Below are 16,016 nucleotides of genomic sequence, written 5' to 3'. Positions count from 1 at the left end.
GTCTTTAGGCCTCTGTCAGGGCGCAGCGATCAACGATTTGCGGGCAAAGCGTTCCGCATATTCCTGCGGACTGACTGACAGATGACGTTGAAACGCACGCCGCAGCGTTTCGGGATGGCGAAACCCGCAGAGTTCTGCCACCTGACCAATTGCCAACGCCTCGTCCTGCAACAGGGCTCTGGCGGCTTCGACGCGAACACGTTCGACATAGCGCGCCGGGCTCATGCCAAGATCGCGGGTAAAGACACGCGAAAAGGTGCGTGGTGTCATGCCAGCGCGCTCAGCAAGCTTTTCAAGCGAGAGATCACTGGCGATATTGCCCGGCAACCATTCAAGCAGGCTGGTCAGGCGCGCCGTGGTTCCGGTTTCCGGGATCAGATAGGCACTGAACTGCGCCTGCCCGCCGGGTCGTTTAAGGAACATCACCAGCCTGCGCGCCACAGACAGGGCGAGGCTTCTGCCAAAATCCGCCTCAACGATTGCCAGCGCCAGATCAATACCTGCCGTTACACCAGCCGATGTAAAAACATGCGGATCGCCATCCAGCCCCGCCGGATCATAGCTGTGCAACCGATCACCCATCATCTTAATGGCCGGGTATTCGCGGGCCATTTGTTCACAGCGCGACCAATGGGTGGTTGCCATTTTGCCATCAAGAACCCCGGCCTCAGCCAGAATAAGCGCACCTGAACAAATCGAACCCAATCGCGGCACAATGGTGCTTGCCTTGCGCGCCCATCCGACAATTTCGGGATTGTCGCGGATCGACCAGACACCTGTGCCGCCTGGGATGAACAGCGTATCTACCGTACTTAAATCAAGGGAACACCATCCGATATCGGCATAGAACCGCACGCCACATGAGGTACTTACAGGTCCGATCTCCTCTGCGACAACGATCCCCTCGTAACCCTGCGGTCGCCCCAATGCAGCCAATTCGTCATTTGCCGAGCCAAACACCTGTAGCGGACCAATGACATCAAGGCTCATGACATCTTCAAAGGCATAACAGGCGATTTTTCTTGGGGTTTGGGCTGATTTCGACATCACGGCATCTCCTTGTCACAGATACAGGATGCCGGAGATTGATTTTGGCAACAATGACAAACACCCCACGAATTTTGCCATATGGCTTTCGCGGGGTGTTCAGATCAATCGGTATTACGAAAGGTTTTTGGGTCAGAACCCGCTTCGTTGCAGCAATGCATAGAAGTCACGGATCGTGCCTTCCTTGGTTGTCATATCCTTGATGTCATCGACCAGCTTGTCGGTGAAGTTGGGCTGTTTAAGATACCCCACCACCCTTTTTCGCGCCATGGCCGCGGATTTACCTTCGATCAGCACGCCGCTTGAACAGAACTGCACGAGCATGTAGGCGCGTTTGCGCAGATGCAGTGACGGATTATCGATCCGTTCGATAACCTTTTCGCGTACCAGATACTCTGCCAGACCATCATCAAGCTTGCCGGCAATTTCGGCCTTCTGCTCGTCCGGTACGTTCGACGCTGCAAGCACATCATTCATCTGCTTGACGGTTGCCATCTTGTCGCGCGGCTTTGCTTCCGGATCACAGAATGCACGCAGTGCCCGCATGTCCTGAACAGAGTCACACATCATTTCATATAGCTCATCTGCGAAATCTTCGACGATGCCGCTATTGGCAACCGCGATCAACCAGGTCAGCTTGCGGAAGTTCGGGATCAGACGGCTGTTGATTTCCGCCACACCTTCGATCAACGCACGCGGACCGCCAACATTGCGCAACCGCGCACCACGTTCAGCAATCGCGCTTACCATCGGGGTGCCATAGACCACGCCCTGCTCGGTAATCAGTCGCTCAAGGATACCATCAAGTGGATCCGGGTCGCTTTCATGACGTTGCAAGCTGTTGGCACTTTTGAGTTCGCGCACGATGTAGTCAAACATCGCTTCCTGACTGTTCGCCAGAAGGCCCGACCCAAATAGCGGGTTCAGCAACTCAAGGATATCATCAGCGGCACCGCGATTGCCCTTTGCCCGACCAAGTGCAAGGTCGATATGCAGGGTCACTGCCTCGCCAAAGCTGCGCGAACTACCAAGCAGTTCCTTAAGTGCGACGGGAGAGCCAAGAATATCGGCAATCACGTCATCGATCATCTTGCGCGCGGCTTCGTCTTTCTCGTCGCCCTTGACCTTGAGCGCCAGGTCAAGCTTGCCAACCCAGTTACGGGTAGAAGAAAGAACGCGCGTCAGCGCAACCATGGTCAGGAAGTCGGTATCTTCGGCTAGGTTCAGGCGACGGATTTCGTCGCGCACTTCGGTGATGGTGGCATCTTCGAATGCCGGCAGATCGACTTTTTCAACCTCGCGGGCGCGCGCAGAAAGCTGCTCAATCGCGCCGTGGAGATTGTTCATCGCCTCGATATGATCACCTTCGGTCGCCTTGGCATGAAGCCCGGCAACCTTGTCGACCGCAGTCGGCATCAAGGTGTCATGGAACATCAGCTTGCGCAGGTTCTGGTAATTATACATTACCTCGCAAGGTGTCAGAATTTCCTGTTCGAAATACTTGCGCAGCAACCGGTTGATGGTCGCGCGGCTTTCCTTCTGCAAAAGGTCGTTATCGGTTTCGCATAGCGGCGCTTCTTCAATGGATGAAACGCGAACGTCATCATCCTGATCCTCGCCAGCTCCTTCTTTTTCGAGAAGTACCTTTTCGATATGACGACCGTCGCCGCGTTCCCAGTTACGAATAACGCGCACGGCAGAGATCTTGGTTTTCACAAGCTTTTCAGCTTCTGTAACCGCTTCCTTTTCGACATCAAATGTCGAATGGATTATCCAGCGATCCCCACGCTGGACCATAACTTCAAATGTCGTATCCGACATAACGCGCTCTGGCTCCCTAACTTCCTGTTTGGGCGGCATGTGATTGCCGTATAACTAGTCAGGCGCGTGTCCCAAATTTTTATATTTATTCTTCTTTATAAAGCCAATCGGGGTATTAAAACAATAGTTGGATGCGATGACTCCATATACTTTCGGTTATTTCTTTAGTTTTTTCTGAATTTTCCTCACTTTTGCGATTGAATTGCAAACACAATTCAACTGCGCATCATTGTGCCCCGTTCCCTTTCGATTGTTTTCAGGGAATCCGCGTCGAAATTTCGCCGGTCAAATCGGCAAGCAGACTGCTCATGGCAATCACTGTGCCCTCAATGCTTGGGTCATTGGGGGCACTTACCTTGTTGTACTTGGCGGCTGCGACGATCTCGCCACTCTGGAAATGGACAAGCTTCCAGCGTGCTGTCAGATTAACATTGCCATCCGCCTGAAGCTCGAACGCATCAATATCGACAACGACCTGCCATTCGACCATATCCCGGGAATTCCACGGAAAGACTTCCAATCGTGATGCGACACCTGCCCTGTCCAGGTTATCCATCAAAACCCGATTGATGTTCTCACCTAGTGGCTCGGCCCAGCGGTAGCCGGAATTGACCTCTGGCCGGTTGGCGGCACTTCGCGTGACAATGGTCGATCGATCCAGATAGCTTGGAATGCTCACCGGCCCGACTCCGATAACCCGCGTTGCGCCGCTTGAAGATGCCGGCTGTGCCATTGGCGACAGCAAATAGTACTGATCCGGAACCGAAGGCGATGCACAGGCGACCAGCACGGGTGCAATCAGCAGAACCATGTATCGCGAGATCATTTTTCGAACAGTCTGTCGCATCATTCATCCTCCTCCGGCCCGCTTTTGCCAAGGATCAGGGCACTCGGGTTCTGTTCAAGAAAATCGGTCAATTCGCGCAAGGACCGCGCCGTTGCGCCAAGCTCTTTCAGCGCCTGCTCCAGATTGTAGCGTACCGGTGACGTCGGTGCGGTTACATCACGCACCCCGCCCAATGCCTCACGCGCAGCATCAAGTGCAGTCTGGGTCGCGGGCAGGACACTGGCATCAAGATTGGTAACGAGGGTACTGATCCCGGCTGCTGCCTGTTGCAGGCTGACCATGCCGTCATTGAGTGCGGGCGAGGTAACGATATTTTCCATGCCCTCAACAGTGCCCAGCAGACGAATACCGATCTCTTCAATCGGGAATGTTTCAACCTTTTCAAGCAGGCTGGTCAGCGAATTGGCAATCTCGTCCAGTTTTTGCGGCAATGTCGGCAGTTCAGGCAAATCGCCCTGCCCGTCACCAAGATAGCGCGCTGGTGACACCGGATGCATCGACAGATCGACAAACAGCTGCCCCGTGATGAAGCTTCCAGTTTTAAGACGTGCACGCAGGCCGTTATCAATCAGGGTTTCAATGGTTTCCTGTGGATCGACATCGCCCAACCGGCCGCCAACGATACTGACCCGTTCGGGTTCAAGTGTGACTTCCACCGGAACACGGAAGGCATGTTGCGTCACGACATATTCAAGATCGACACTTTCAACTGTGCCAACACGGATGCCGTTGAATTCCACTGGCGCACCACGCGACAGACCGCGCACGGAAGAATCAAAATAAAGCATGTAACGCTGGCTGTAGCCTTCGGCGAGAAGCTCAGCCTTTTCAAGGCTTTCATGCAGGCGGAACACGGTGTCGGCACCCGCCATTTCGTCATCTTCATGCCCTGGCGGCGTATAGAAATTGATCCCTCCCGCCAGGACTGAGCGCACCGATTGCGCACGTACCGAAAAGCCATCGGCATTCAGATCAAGTGCAATCCCGCTTGAATCCCAAAACCGGGTTTGCCGTTTGACGAGTGCATCGAAAGGTTTGCGCACAAAGACCGGGATCGATACCTCTTTGGCATTTGCATCAAGTTCGGTATCGAGCACCTCGCCGACTTCGATCCCGCGCAGCAGGACCGGTGTACCCTCGCCCAAAGAGCCAAGCTCCTCGGCCCTCAGGACAAAGCGTGTGCCGTCCTCTTCATTCGGAATGAATTGCGGTTCTTCTTCACCAACAAAGCTCCGGGCCTTTTCGCCGGACTTGTCGGGAACTACTTCGATATAGGCGCCCGAAACGATTGTTTCCAAGCCGGTGATGCCTCGCGCACTGACGCGCGGCCGCACAATCCAGAACTGCGTTTTATCGGTCAGGTAATCTGCAAGATCAGCGTTCATGCGGATGGTCAGGAGAACCTGTTCAAGGTCATCGGCAAGGGCAATGGCCGTTACCTGCCCGACATCGACATCGCGGTATCGCACGGCCGTTTTGCCCGCAGACAATCCCTCGGCGGCCTCGAAGCTAACGGTGATTTCAGGACCCTTTGACACGATATCGCGCCACAAAAGCCATCCGCCGACAATCAACGCCACCAGTGGCACCAGCCAGATGATCGAAAAACGGCCCCAGCCTTTTTTGACGTCAGGTTTTTCCGGATGTTGTTCCGGTTCGAAACTGTTCACGTCACTCATGACGGGACCCCCTGTTTTTCAACGCGGTCTTGTTTTGATTTTGTGCCACCCAATACAGGCACCCTGCCCGATTGCATTCCGGCCCGATCCCAAATCAGGCGTGGATCAAATGCCATGGCAGATAACATGGTCAGAATGACCACTCCGCAAAATGCCACGGCACCGAAACCTGGTTGAACCGTTGCGATATTGCCAAGCTTTACCAGTGCAGCAAGGATCGACACCATAAATACATCGACCATCGACCAGCGCCCGACAAGTTCGGTAACGCGGTAGATCAGGGTGCGTTCCCGGAGCGGCCCGGAAAGACCAAGTGCGGTTGCCAGATAGACCCAGCCCAACAGCACAATTTTGACAATCGGCACCAGAATGCTGGCGGCAAAGACAACAATCGCGATGGGCCATTCCCCGGCATTGATCAGAGCACTGACGCCTGACAGGATTGTATCGGCTTCACCCCGACCAAGATAGGTCACCGTCATGATCGGAAAGACATTGGCGGGAACATACAAAATGACGGCAGCCAACAGCAAGGCCCACGCGCGTGACAAGCTTCTTGGTTTACGAAGATGCACCATATCACCACAGCGGGGGCAGCGGACATCTTGGCGCCCATTTCCCAGAACAACCATCGCACAGGTATGACACGTCAGAAGCGGTTCTTTCTGATGGTCCGCTTCGGCAATGTCGTCTGACGTCGGATATCGCAAGGTGGTTGGCGCCAACCGCCGCCAGACGTATCGCGGATCCAGCGTGACATTCATCAGAAGTACGGTCGGGATCAGGCAGCAAATGGCAAAGAACGCCGGTCCCGCAATCACCTCGGCAAAATCGGTGAGTTTGGTCAGGGCCACCAGCAACCCGATCAGGAAGACATCAAGCATCGACCATGGCCGGATCATCGCAAGAATGCGCCAGACCTGCTGCATCCCGGGTACTTGTTTGTTCAGCGTAATCGGAAGCAAGACATAGATGTGCGCCAGGATTAGCCCCATTGGGGCCAGCATCGAGGTCACAGCGACCATGATGGCCAAAAACGGAAACCCTTCGCGCCAGAAGGTCACAACACCGCTGCCCAGTGTGTTGCTTTCAACCCGCCCTTCCATGGCAAAGGTCAGAACCGGATAACTGTTGGCAATCAGGAATAACAAAAAGGCCGTAATGGCCAGCGCCAATGGCTTGTCAAAGCGTGCCTGTGCAGCACTGTAAAGCGGCGAACCACATCGAACGCAATATGCGACACTGCCCGCCGGGATGTCCTCCTCGACATGGAGATAGTCGCAATGTTCACAGGCGATCAGTCGATGAGACATTGTTTTCCTGTTTTTACAATCCGTTACCCGGACTGGCTCACATATCAAAGTAAGCGACACTTTTATCAACAAGTCAAATTGCGCCGCTATGCAGCTATGAATGTCTTTGGCAATTGCGACGAAACAATGTTCAGAAAACTCTGATTTTACATGCCTATTTCAGGCAGATGGCGTCGCGCTTCCGCCAGGACGATCTCATTGACCTGATCAAGCAAGCGGCTGTTGATGGTCTTGTGATGCCAGTACAGAGGTCGATCAATCTCAAACGGACATGGGCGCACCAGCTTTCCATTACGCAAACCGGCCTCGGCCTGATGCTGCTCAACCACGGCATAGGCCACCCCCTGCTCGGCCAAGGTCACAAAACCTTGCGAACTTGGCACTGTGTGGGCCGGGAATTCTCCGGGGTTCAGTCCGAAATACTGATTTAGAAACTGGTTTTGCAGTTCGTCATGTTCGGAAAAGTTCACCGCCGGACAGGCGCGCAAGGCATCCGCCGTGACCCCATCCTTGAAATAGCGTTCCTGAAACTCTGGCGAAACCACCATGAAATAGCGCATGAAGCCAAGCGGGCGCACCCGACACCCCTGAATGGGGGTATCGCGCAGACTTACCGCGCCAAGCACGTTACCTTCTTGTAAGGACTGATGATTAAGCGATTCATCATCGACCAGCAGATGCACCAAAAGGCCAAGCTTTTCAAAAAGGCGCTTGGGCACGTCAACAAACCAGGTCGCAAGACTGTCGGCGTTTACCGCCAGGGTTACCTGTCCAAAACCGCTTTCTGGCTGCACATCCGGCAACTCACTACCCAGATCCTGCTCAAGCAAGCGAACGCTTTGATAATGCGCAAGCAGTCGCTGCCCGGCCGCAGTGGCGGCGATGGGTTTGGCGCGGACAATAAGCGGCTGCCCCAAGCGTTCCTCAAGCAGTTTGACACGCTGAGAGATCGCCGATTGCGTCAGTCCCAACGCACGTGCCGCCTTTTCGAAACTGCCGAAATGAATAACCTCGGCACAAGCCTGAACCAGTTTGTAATCGAGCATGATCAATCATCATTTTTTCTAATGATTGATAAGTATAATTCGATTTTCTTAAATATCAAAGCTGCTATCAACGGCGTATCACCATCATGGGAACGTCGAAGAATGCTTTTACCCTATCTTACCGGATTTGGCCTTGGCGGCGGACTGATCATCGCGATTGGTGCCCAGAACGCCTTTGTTCTTGGTCAGGGCTTGCGGCGCAACCATCCGGTGATGGTGGCCTTCGTCTGTGCATTGTGTGATGCCGTCCTGATTGCGGCCGGAGTTGCTGGGCTTGGAACACTAATTGCCGCCTACCCGCTGCTGACCACGATTGCAGCCTGGGGTGGCGGGGCATTTCTGATCTGGTACGGGTTTGGTGCGCTACGGCGATTGTTCGAGACCGAGACACTGTCAGAGGAAGCGATCTCAAAGACCGGCTGGAAAGTGGTTCTTGGTACCACACTCGCCGTCACACTTTTAAACCCGCATGTTTATCTTGATACCGTTGTCATGCTGGGCGGTATTGGTGGGCAATACCCAGCCGATGAGCGGCTTGGCTTTGCACTCGGTGCCATGAGCGCCAGTTTTGTCTGGTTCTTTGCGATTGCGCTGGGGGCCGCGTGGCTTGCGCCCTATGTCGCCCGCCCGATTACCTGGAAGATCATTGATGGGTTGACGTGCGGTGTGATGTGGTTGGTAGCCTATAGCCTGCTGGCGCCGGAGATCCGCGCTCTCATGGGCGGTTAGACGTTGCGCGCAGCAATGAGATCCTATTCGCCCATAGCTTCCTTGAAATGGCGGCGGCAAACCGGGACATAACGGTCATTGCCGCCAATTTCGACCTGTGCGCCTTCGCGGACCGGGTTTCCGTTTTCGTCAACCCGCAGCACCATGCCGGCCTTGCGTCCGCAATGGCAAATGGTTTTAAGCTCATTGAGCTTATCCGCCCAGGCCAGCAACCATTTGGAGCCTTCAAAAAGCTGACCCTGGAAGTCGGTACGGATGCCATAGCACAGCACCGGAATGCCATGAATGTCAGCGATATCGGAAAGCTGCCAGACCTGATCTTTTGACAGGAACTGCGCCTCGTCAATCAGGACGCAATCGACCTTCCCCTTTTCAACCTGTTCAAGGATCAGAGCGGTCATATTGGTGTTGGCGTCGAACAGAAGTGCCGGGGCTTCCAGACCAATGCGTGAGGCAATCTTGCCTTCCCCGAAGCGGTCATCAAACGCAACTGTCATCAGCAACGTTTCCATGCCGCGTTCACGGTAATTGAAGCTCGCCTGCAGAAGCGTGGTCGATTTGCCCGCATTCATCGACGAGTAGTAGAAAAACAGATTGGCCATGGGTCCCCCGATCAAGTCAGAACGGAAATACCCGATCATTCACGATTGATCAATACAGCGAAGCGGCACTCAGCCGCCATTGCGCGAAATATCAATGTCACGCATGTCGTTGCGCATGAATTCCAGCAGCGACTGGATCTTGGCACTGCGTGTCACGCCTGCTGCGAAAACAGCGTAAATCTCCAAATCCGGGAGTCTGCAGTCGGGCAAAACCCAAACCAGCCTGCCATCCCTGATTTCATCCTGAACATCGCAAAGTGGCACCACCGAAAGCCCGTGCCCGCCCCGCATGAACTGCAAACGGGCAGTCGCGTTATCGACCCGCACATAGCCTTTGACCCTGACTTTCCGTTCCGTGCCGTCGCACATCAAGGTCAGGGTTTCGGGCACGCGGCTATACATTACCCAATCATGGGTCGCCAACTCATCGACAGTTTCGGGGGCGCCTACCCGTTCAAGATATGTTGGGCTCGCGCATATAATTCGCCGGGTTTGATATAGCTTGAAACTTTTGAGGTCCGAACTTTTGAGCGGACCAGACCGAATACCGATATCAATGCCCAACTTGATCAGATCAACAACCTCGTCGCTTAAATGCACATCAATTGCCACGTCCGGGTATGTCTGCCGGAAGCGATCCAGAATGGGGACGATGCGCAAGTTGCCGAGATGCACCGAAGACGTGATGGAAATTTTGCCAACGGGCTCGTCACGCAATTCCTCAACCCGTTTTCGGGCTGCCTCGGCTTCGAGCGTAATGGTCCGACAACTGTCGTAATACCGTGAACCTGCGTCTGTAAGGCTGAAGGTGCGTGTGCTTCGGCGGAGCAACGGCACGCCAAGCTTGGCCTCAAGCTGACGGATTTGATGAGAGATGGCAGCACGGCTCAGGCCCATTTTCCGGGCTGCGGCGGAAAACCCGCCTTCATCAACGACGCGGGCAAAAATCATCATTGCCCGGACTTCATCAAGTGCTGACATTTTATTCGCTCAATTACTTTGACAATCTGTCTAATTATTCACTCTAACGCAAATTTAGTCAGCCAGATACGATCGGGGCAAATGAAATCCACGCACGGAGGACCTGATGCGTATTCTGATGATTGTTACCTCACACGATAAAATGGGTGATACCGGCCACAAGACGGGGATCTGGCTTGAAGAGTTTGCCGCCCCCTATTACCGCTTTCTGGATGCTGGTGCCGAGATCACCCTTGCCTCGCCCAAGGGCGGACAGCCGCCACTTGATCCCAACAGTCAGGTGCCAGATGCCCTGACCGATGCGACCAACCGCTTTGAAAATGATCCAGATGCCCAAGCCGCATTTGCCAACACCGTCACGCTTGACGGCCTTAAGGCCGACGACTTTGACGCCCTGTTCTATCCGGGCGGCCATGGTCCGCTTTGGGATCTGGCAAACGATGCCAAATCAATTGCCCTGATCGAAGCCTTCACCGCACTGGACAAACCGGTCGCGGCAGTCTGCCATGGTCCTGCAGCCCTTGTTGGCGCCAAGGGCAAAGACGGAAAACCGTTGGTCGCAGGCAAGAAAGTCACCAGCTTCACCAATGATGAAGAAAAGGCAGTTGGACTTGAAAACGTCGTTCCGATTTCGATCGAAGACGAGTTTAAAAAGCAGGGCGCAACCTTTGAACGTGCCGAAAACTGGGCGCCCTATGCGGTTATCGATGGCAAACTGGTTACCGGGCAGAACCCGGCATCCAGCGAAGAAACAGCAGACGCTGTACTGAAACTTCTTTCTGCTTAAATCGCTTGACCTTCCAACCACTGGAAGGCGTATGTTCCTAACATAAAACGAATCCTGTGGAGATGGAACATGCGCCTGAAAGTCGAAAACATGAGCTGCGGTCACTGCGCAAACGCGGTGACCAAGGCATCCCAAAATGTACCCGGCGTCGATGACGCCAACGTCGATCTTGAAGCCGGTGAACTGGCTGTCTCGGGCACGCCCGATGAAGCAGCCCTCATCGCTGCCATCGACAAGGCCGGTTACCCGGCACAGGTGATTGAAGGTTAAACTTCCAATCCTCACACAAAAAAAGCCGCCCAATTGGGCGGCTTTTTCTTTGGTCTGATGAATAGGATCAGCTGAGGATCTTGTCACGCAGCAGTTTGTTGACCATGCCCGGATTGGCCTTGCCACCTGTGGCTTTCATGACCTGACCGACGAACCAGCCAAGCATTTTGTCCTTGCCCCCACGGATCTCTTCAACCTTGTCCGGGTTCGCGGCAATGACTTCGTCAATCGCCGTTTCAATCGCACCGGTATCGGTGATCTGTTTAAGACCTTTTTCCTCAACGATCTTTTCCGGATCACCGCCGGTTTCGATCATGATTTCAAAGACGTCCTTGGCGATACGGCCAGAAATGGTGTCGTTCGAGATCAGATCGATCAGCTTGCCGAGATTTTCCGCGGTTACCGGGCTATCGGCAATACCGACTTCTGCCTTGTTCAGCGCACCAAACAGGTTGGTGATCACCCAGTTCGCTGCCAGTTTGCCATCACGGCCCTTGGCAACGACTTCGTAGTAATCAGCCTTTTCCTTTTCAGCGACCAGAACACCGGCATCATAGGCCGACAGGCCGTTTTCACGCATGAAACGGGCCTTTTTCTCGTCCGGTAGTTCCGGCAGTTCTTTTTCGATTTCCGAAACGAACGCGTCATCAAAGACCAGCGGCAGCAGGTCCGGATCCGGGAAATAGCGATAGTCATGTGCCATTTCCTTGGAACGCATCGAGCGGGTTTCACCCAGACGCTGATCATAAAGACGGGTTTCCTGCTGGATTTCGCCGCCGCCTTCGATCACTTCGATCTGGCGTTTTGCTTCGATCTCGATCGCCTGCATCACGAAACGGATGGAGTTGACGTTCTTGATCTCGCAACGCGTGCCGAAACCTTCACCCGGACGACGGACAGAAACGTTGGCATCACAACGCATGGAGCCTTCGTTCATGTTGCCATCGCAGGTGCCAAGATAACGCACAATCGCACGCAGCTTGGTCAGATACGCACCGGCTTCTTCTGGTGAACGGATGTCTGGCATGGAAACGATTTCCATCAGCGCAACACCCGAACGGTTCAGGTCGATATGCGAATATTTCGGGTCCTGATCGTGCATCGATTTACCGGCATCCTGTTCAAGATGCAGCCGTTCAATGCCAACCGACTTGGTCGAACCATCGGGCATATCAAGAATGATCGTGCCTTCGCCGACAATCGGTTTGTCGAACTGCGAAATCTGATAACCCTGCGGCAGATCGGCGTAGAAATAGTTTTTGCGGGCAAAAACGCTTTCCTTGTTGATCTTTGCCTTAAGACCCAGACCTGTTTTGACTGCCTGACGCACGCATTCTGCGTTCACGACCGGAAGCATGCCCGGCATGGCCGCGTCAACGAGGCTGACATTGGTGTTGGGATCATTACCGAACTTAGTCGATGCGCCGGAAAACAGCTTGGACTGCGAAATCACCTGGCAGTGGACTTCCAGACCGACAACGATTTCCCACGGGCCGGTTGAACCTTCAAGAATATAGCTCATGGATCAGCCCTCCTGCCCGGCAGGTTTTGCGGTAAAGTTGGCCGCACCTTCAAGTACGCCACCAACACGCAGAACGGTTTCTTCATCAAACGGCTTGCCAATCAGCTGCAGACCAAGCGGCAGCCCCTCGGCCGAAAGACCGGTCGGCACCGAAAGGCCCGGAAGACCTGCAAGGCTTGCCGGAACGGTAAAGACGTCATTGAGATACATCTTGACCGGGTCGCCTTCGTTTTCGCCAATGGCAAAGGCCGCAGACGGTGCGGTCGGCGTCAGGATCGCATCGACCTGACCAAACGCACCTTCGAAATCCTGATAGATGCGACGACGGACTTTAAGTGCCTTGTTGTAATAGGCGTCATAGTAACCAGCCGACAGCACATAGGTACCGATCATGATACGGCGCTGGACCTCCTTGCCGAAGCCAGCTGCACGCGACTTCATGTACATGTCATCAAGGCTGTCGCCTTCATCCATGACACGCTGGCCATAACGCAGACCGTCATAACGCGCGAGGTTCGAGGAAGCTTCAGCCGGGGCAACGATGTAATAGGTACCAAGCGCATATTTGGTGTGCGGCAGGGTTACATCGACCACTTCGGCACCGGCATCGCGCAGCATAGCGACGCCATCATCCCAAAGCTTGCTGATTTCTTCAGGCATGCCATCAACGCGATATTCCTTCGGAATACCGATTTTCATGCCACGAATGTCGTCGGTAAGGGCGGCTTCGAAATCCGGCACCGCAATCGGTGCGGACGTGCTGTCCTTGGCATCGTGACCGGCCATCGAACCCAGCATGATAGCTGCGTCGCGCACGGTTTTGGTCATCGGGCCTGCCTGATCAAGCGAGCTTGCAAAGGCAACAATGCCCCAACGCGAGCAACGACCATAGGTCGGCTTCAGGCCAACAATACCGCAATAGGATGCCGGCTGACGGATCGAGCCACCGGTATCAGTACCGGTCGCGGCAAGCGCCATGTTGGCAGCAACGGCTGCCGCCGAACCACCAGACGAGCCACCCGGAACCAGATCCTTGCCGGATTTGTCTTTCCACGGGTTAACCACGTTGCCGTAATAGGACGACGTGTTGGACGAGCCCATGGCGAACTCATCAAGGTTCGCCTTGCCCAGCATCACCGCACCATTACCAAACAGGTTGCTGGTGACGGTGGATTCATATTCCGGTTTGAAACCTTCGAGGATGTGCGATGCCGCCGTGGTCTGGACACCTTCGGTGCAGAACAGGTCTTTGACCGCAATCGGCAGGCCTTCCATCTTGCCAGCACTGCCCTTGGCGCGCTTGGCATCAGATGCCTTGGCCATTTCCATGGCCTTTTCCGGGGTTTCGGTGATGTACGCATTCAAATTGCGATGCGCGTCCATCGATTTCAGGTGCGCTTCGGTCAGCTCGACCGAGGTATAATCACCCTTTGCAAGCCCGTCGCGGGCTTCTGCAAGTGTCAGCTTTGTCAGATCAGTCATTATTCAACCACCTTGGGCACAACAAAACAGCCAGCATCGGTCATCGGTGCGTTTGACAGCACTTTTTGCTGGATATTGCCATCGGTGACTTCGTCCTTGCGCAGCGGCAGGGTCAGATCGGCAACAGATGTCAGCGGCTCGCAGCCTTCGACATCGACTTCTTGCAGTTCCTCGACGAAATCGAGGATACGGGTCAGATCTCCCGCCAGTTCGGAAAGGCCTTCTTCGGACACGTTGATACGCGAAAGATAGGCAATACGGCGAACTGTTTCCTTATCCAAAGACGACATGGATGAAAGTCTCTCTTAAGGAATGACAAAAACCCGGCAGACAGAACTCTGCCGGAACGTGAATTACAGCGCGGAAACTAGCACCCCGCCGCCCCTGCCGCAAGGGTTGGAAGCAACGAAGAAGGCCAGTTGTCGGGCTGTTTGGCAGATAAAACTCCCTCGCGTGAAAATATCACCTGCCGTGACCGGATCGAGGCATATGAAAACAAACAGGCCGGCAACAAAAAAGCTGCCGGCCTGTTTCATGTTTTTGCCCTGCCCCGTATGTGCAGGACAGAATGCCTGATCTGCTTAGCCCGGGCTCATGCCACGCAGACGTTCGGAACGACGACGCAGCAGCTCCACGGTCAGAAGCAGCAGGATCGAGACCGACACAAGGATGGTCGCGGCGGCCAGAATGGTCGGTGAAATCTGTTCACGCAGGCCGGTATACATCTGCCATGGCAGGGTCTGCTGACGGGCAGAACCGACGAACAGCACGACAACCACTTCGTCAAAAGAGGTGATGAAAGCGAACAGGCCGCCTGAAATCACACCCGGCAGGATCAGAGGCATCTGAACCTTGAAGAAGGTAGTGACCGGGTTTGCACCCATGTTGGCTGCTGCACGGGTCAGCGACTTGTCAAAGCCGACAAGCGTTGCCGTCACGGTGATGATCACGAACGGAATACCCAGAACAGCGTGGGCCAGGATCACCTTCACATAGCCAACAAACGCTTGGTTAAGCCCGAGTTTGAGCTCAAGCCAGTTGCCCAGCGGCGCGTAGAAGAAAAACATGCCCGTTGCCGAAATGATCAGCGGCACGATCATCGGAGAAATCAGCACCGCCATCATCGCCTGACGGCCCGGTACGTGCGACTGGCTAAGGCCGATCGCAGCAAGGGTACCCAGTGAAACCGAAATCAGGGTCGCAATCGGCGCAATGATCAACGAGTTCTTGAGTGGCACCATCCATTCATCGGTACCCAGGAAGTCGCGATAATGCTTAAGGCTATAACCCTCTGCCTTGAAGCTCAGCATTTCAGGCGTGAAGGTAAAGAAGTTCTCGGCATTGAAGCTCAGCCAGATCACCGGCAGAAGCGGCGCGATCAGGAAGAAGAACACAAACGCACAGATGAACATGAACGTGTTGTGCCAAAGAACCTGCCCCGGCGTGTAATAGATCGGAACACCGGCACGGTATTTACCGCTGCCAACCCAGTTGGCGAACCAGCCCATCGAGATACCGACGAGGAAACCGCCAAACAGGCCACCAAGACCACCGAAAACCAGACCAACAATACCAAACACAACGCCGGAACCAAGGGTCTTCGGTTTGCTTTTGATATTGGTGATTTTCGAGAACAGGAGCGCAAGAGCAGCACCAACGATGGCACCAAGCAGGAACCCGATCCAAGGGCTCCCGAAGATGTTGCCGGTCACGAAGCCGAACATCGCACCCAACACAGCCACGATCGGCATGGTGAAGGACATCAATTCAGGCCGCTTCGTATAAGAGATTACTTCATTCATGGCCTTAGCCCCCCAACTTCACGTTATCGATGCCCACAATCTTATCGTAGCACCAGTACAGGCCAAGAACGACGACAAGAAGGATGGT

Annotated in this window: 16 protein-coding genes; 3 read left to right on the top strand and 13 right to left on the bottom strand. The window is 54.4% G+C overall.

What is annotated here, in order from left to right; all coding sequences use genetic code 11:
* Nucleotides 1-15: 15 nt before the first annotated feature.
* The 6 genes from CMO10_RS16765 to CMO10_RS16740 all read right to left on the bottom strand — a co-directional run bounded on the left by CMO10_RS16765 (nucleotide 16) and on the right by CMO10_RS16740 (nucleotide 7,753).
* Nucleotides 16-1,047: a GlxA family transcriptional regulator gene (locus tag CMO10_RS16765; protein ID WP_297024390.1), complete on the bottom strand. Its 1,032-nt coding sequence runs from the start codon at nucleotides 1,045-1,047 to the stop codon at nucleotides 16-18.
* A gap of 132 nt (nucleotides 1,048-1,179) precedes the next feature.
* The gene (locus CMO10_RS16760) at nucleotides 1,180-2,868 is read right to left on the bottom strand and encodes a hypothetical protein (RefSeq protein ID WP_297024389.1); all 1,689 of its coding nucleotides are present in this window, start codon (nucleotides 2,866-2,868) and stop codon (nucleotides 1,180-1,182) included.
* Nucleotides 2,869-3,124: 256 nt separating this feature from the next.
* Entirely contained in the window at nucleotides 3,125-3,718 is a 594-nt protein-coding gene (locus tag CMO10_RS16755) for a PqiC family protein (protein ID WP_297024387.1), read from the bottom strand.
* Complete coding sequence (locus tag CMO10_RS16750; protein ID WP_297024385.1) at nucleotides 3,715-5,394, bottom strand: PqiB family protein; 1,680 nt, start codon at nucleotides 5,392-5,394, stop codon at nucleotides 3,715-3,717. The genes CMO10_RS16755 and CMO10_RS16750 overlap by 4 nt, the downstream gene beginning before the upstream one ends.
* A complete protein-coding gene (locus tag CMO10_RS16745) occupies nucleotides 5,391-6,707 on the bottom strand; it encodes a paraquat-inducible protein A (RefSeq protein WP_297024383.1) in 1,317 nt (438 codons plus the stop codon). Before CMO10_RS16745 ends, CMO10_RS16750 begins: the two co-directional genes overlap by 4 nt.
* A gap of 146 nt (nucleotides 6,708-6,853) precedes the next feature.
* A complete protein-coding gene (locus CMO10_RS16740) occupies nucleotides 6,854-7,753 on the bottom strand; it encodes a LysR family transcriptional regulator ArgP (protein WP_297024381.1) in 900 nt (299 codons plus the stop codon).
* A gap of 102 nt (nucleotides 7,754-7,855) precedes the next feature.
* On the opposite strand from CMO10_RS16740, the gene CMO10_RS16735 reads away from it, so the two are divergent.
* A complete protein-coding gene (locus CMO10_RS16735; protein ID WP_297024380.1) occupies nucleotides 7,856-8,482 on the top strand; it encodes a LysE/ArgO family amino acid transporter in 627 nt (208 codons plus the stop codon).
* Between the two features lie 23 nt (nucleotides 8,483-8,505).
* Here CMO10_RS16735 and CMO10_RS16730 read toward each other — a convergent pair whose 3' ends face one another.
* The gene (locus tag CMO10_RS16730) at nucleotides 8,506-9,084 is read right to left on the bottom strand and encodes a thymidine kinase (protein ID WP_297024378.1); all 579 of its coding nucleotides are present in this window, start codon (nucleotides 9,082-9,084) and stop codon (nucleotides 8,506-8,508) included.
* A 69-nt stretch (nucleotides 9,085-9,153) separates the two neighbouring features.
* Nucleotides 9,154-10,065: a LysR family transcriptional regulator gene (locus tag CMO10_RS16725; protein ID WP_297024376.1), complete on the bottom strand. Its 912-nt coding sequence runs from the start codon at nucleotides 10,063-10,065 to the stop codon at nucleotides 9,154-9,156.
* A 106-nt stretch (nucleotides 10,066-10,171) separates the two neighbouring features.
* On the opposite strand from CMO10_RS16725, the gene CMO10_RS16720 reads away from it, so the two are divergent.
* On the top strand, nucleotides 10,172-10,852 hold the full coding sequence (locus CMO10_RS16720; protein WP_297024375.1) for a type 1 glutamine amidotransferase domain-containing protein: 681 nt from the start codon (nucleotides 10,172-10,174) through the stop codon (nucleotides 10,850-10,852).
* Between the two features lie 69 nt (nucleotides 10,853-10,921).
* Nucleotides 10,922-11,122, top strand: a complete 201-nt coding sequence (locus CMO10_RS16715) for a heavy-metal-associated domain-containing protein (protein ID WP_297024373.1) — start codon at nucleotides 10,922-10,924, stop codon at nucleotides 11,120-11,122.
* Nucleotides 11,123-11,189: 67 nt separating this feature from the next.
* On the opposite strand, the gene gatB is transcribed toward CMO10_RS16715, so the two are convergent.
* The 5 genes from gatB to CMO10_RS16690 form a co-directional block, all read right to left on the bottom strand.
* Nucleotides 11,190-12,644, bottom strand: a complete 1,455-nt coding sequence (gatB, locus tag CMO10_RS16710) for an Asp-tRNA(Asn)/Glu-tRNA(Gln) amidotransferase subunit GatB (RefSeq protein ID WP_297024371.1) — start codon at nucleotides 12,642-12,644, stop codon at nucleotides 11,190-11,192.
* A 3-nt stretch (nucleotides 12,645-12,647) separates the two neighbouring features.
* Nucleotides 12,648-14,126 carry an Asp-tRNA(Asn)/Glu-tRNA(Gln) amidotransferase subunit GatA gene (gene gatA, locus CMO10_RS16705; RefSeq protein WP_297024369.1) on the bottom strand — a complete coding sequence of 493 codons (1,479 nt, stop codon included), beginning with the start codon at nucleotides 14,124-14,126 and terminating at the stop codon, nucleotides 12,648-12,650.
* On the bottom strand, nucleotides 14,126-14,416 hold the full coding sequence (gene gatC, locus CMO10_RS16700; protein WP_008890773.1) for an Asp-tRNA(Asn)/Glu-tRNA(Gln) amidotransferase subunit GatC: 291 nt from the start codon (nucleotides 14,414-14,416) through the stop codon (nucleotides 14,126-14,128). Before gatC ends, gatA begins: the two co-directional genes overlap by 1 nt.
* A 63-nt stretch (nucleotides 14,417-14,479) precedes the next feature.
* Nucleotides 14,480-14,662, bottom strand: a complete 183-nt coding sequence (locus CMO10_RS16695; protein ID WP_297024367.1) for a hypothetical protein — start codon at nucleotides 14,660-14,662, stop codon at nucleotides 14,480-14,482.
* 45 nt (nucleotides 14,663-14,707) lie between these two features.
* Nucleotides 14,708-15,928: an ABC transporter permease gene (locus CMO10_RS16690; RefSeq protein ID WP_297024366.1), complete on the bottom strand. Its 1,221-nt coding sequence runs from the start codon at nucleotides 15,926-15,928 to the stop codon at nucleotides 14,708-14,710.
* Nucleotides 15,929-16,016: the final 88 nt, after the last annotated feature.

Origin of the sequence: Thalassospira sp., assembly GCF_002709775.1 — a bacterium.
In the GTDB taxonomy this organism is placed as follows: domain Bacteria; phylum Pseudomonadota; class Alphaproteobacteria; order Rhodospirillales; family Thalassospiraceae; genus Thalassospira.
The sequence above is the reverse complement of the archived record's forward strand: the minus strand, read 5'-3'. Positions and strand labels throughout refer to the sequence as shown.

What these genes read in the sequence shown, in the direction of transcription:
- CMO10_RS16765 (WP_297024390.1), bottom strand. Translation starts at nt 1,047, where the DNA reads ATGTCGAAATCAGCCCAAACCCCAAGAAAAATCGCCTGTTATGCCTTT.
- CMO10_RS16760 (WP_297024389.1), bottom strand. Translation starts at nt 2,868, where the DNA reads ATGTCGGATACGACATTTGAAGTTATGGTCCAGCGTGGGGATCGCTGG.
- CMO10_RS16755 (WP_297024387.1), bottom strand. Translation starts at nt 3,718, where the DNA reads ATGATGCGACAGACTGTTCGAAAAATGATCTCGCGATACATGGTTCTG.
- CMO10_RS16750 (WP_297024385.1), bottom strand. Translation starts at nt 5,394, where the DNA reads ATGAGTGACGTGAACAGTTTCGAACCGGAACAACATCCGGAAAAACCT.
- CMO10_RS16745 (WP_297024383.1), bottom strand. Translation starts at nt 6,707, where the DNA reads ATGTCTCATCGACTGATCGCCTGTGAACATTGCGACTATCTCCATGTC.
- CMO10_RS16740 (WP_297024381.1), bottom strand. Translation starts at nt 7,753, where the DNA reads ATGCTCGATTACAAACTGGTTCAGGCTTGTGCCGAGGTTATTCATTTC.
- CMO10_RS16735 (WP_297024380.1), top strand. Translation starts at nt 7,856, where the DNA reads ATGCTTTTACCCTATCTTACCGGATTTGGCCTTGGCGGCGGACTGATC.
- CMO10_RS16730 (WP_297024378.1), bottom strand. Translation starts at nt 9,084, where the DNA reads ATGGCCAATCTGTTTTTCTACTACTCGTCGATGAATGCGGGCAAATCG.
- CMO10_RS16725 (WP_297024376.1), bottom strand. Translation starts at nt 10,065, where the DNA reads ATGTCAGCACTTGATGAAGTCCGGGCAATGATGATTTTTGCCCGCGTC.
- CMO10_RS16720 (WP_297024375.1), top strand. Translation starts at nt 10,172, where the DNA reads ATGCGTATTCTGATGATTGTTACCTCACACGATAAAATGGGTGATACC.
- CMO10_RS16715 (WP_297024373.1), top strand. Translation starts at nt 10,922, where the DNA reads ATGCGCCTGAAAGTCGAAAACATGAGCTGCGGTCACTGCGCAAACGCG.
- gatB (WP_297024371.1), bottom strand. Translation starts at nt 12,644, where the DNA reads ATGAGCTATATTCTTGAAGGTTCAACCGGCCCGTGGGAAATCGTTGTC.
- gatA (WP_297024369.1), bottom strand. Translation starts at nt 14,126, where the DNA reads ATGACTGATCTGACAAAGCTGACACTTGCAGAAGCCCGCGACGGGCTT.
- gatC (WP_008890773.1), bottom strand. Translation starts at nt 14,416, where the DNA reads ATGTCGTCTTTGGATAAGGAAACAGTTCGCCGTATTGCCTATCTTTCG.
- CMO10_RS16695 (WP_297024367.1), bottom strand. Translation starts at nt 14,662, where the DNA reads ATGAAACAGGCCGGCAGCTTTTTTGTTGCCGGCCTGTTTGTTTTCATA.
- CMO10_RS16690 (WP_297024366.1), bottom strand. Translation starts at nt 15,928, where the DNA reads ATGAATGAAGTAATCTCTTATACGAAGCGGCCTGAATTGATGTCCTTC.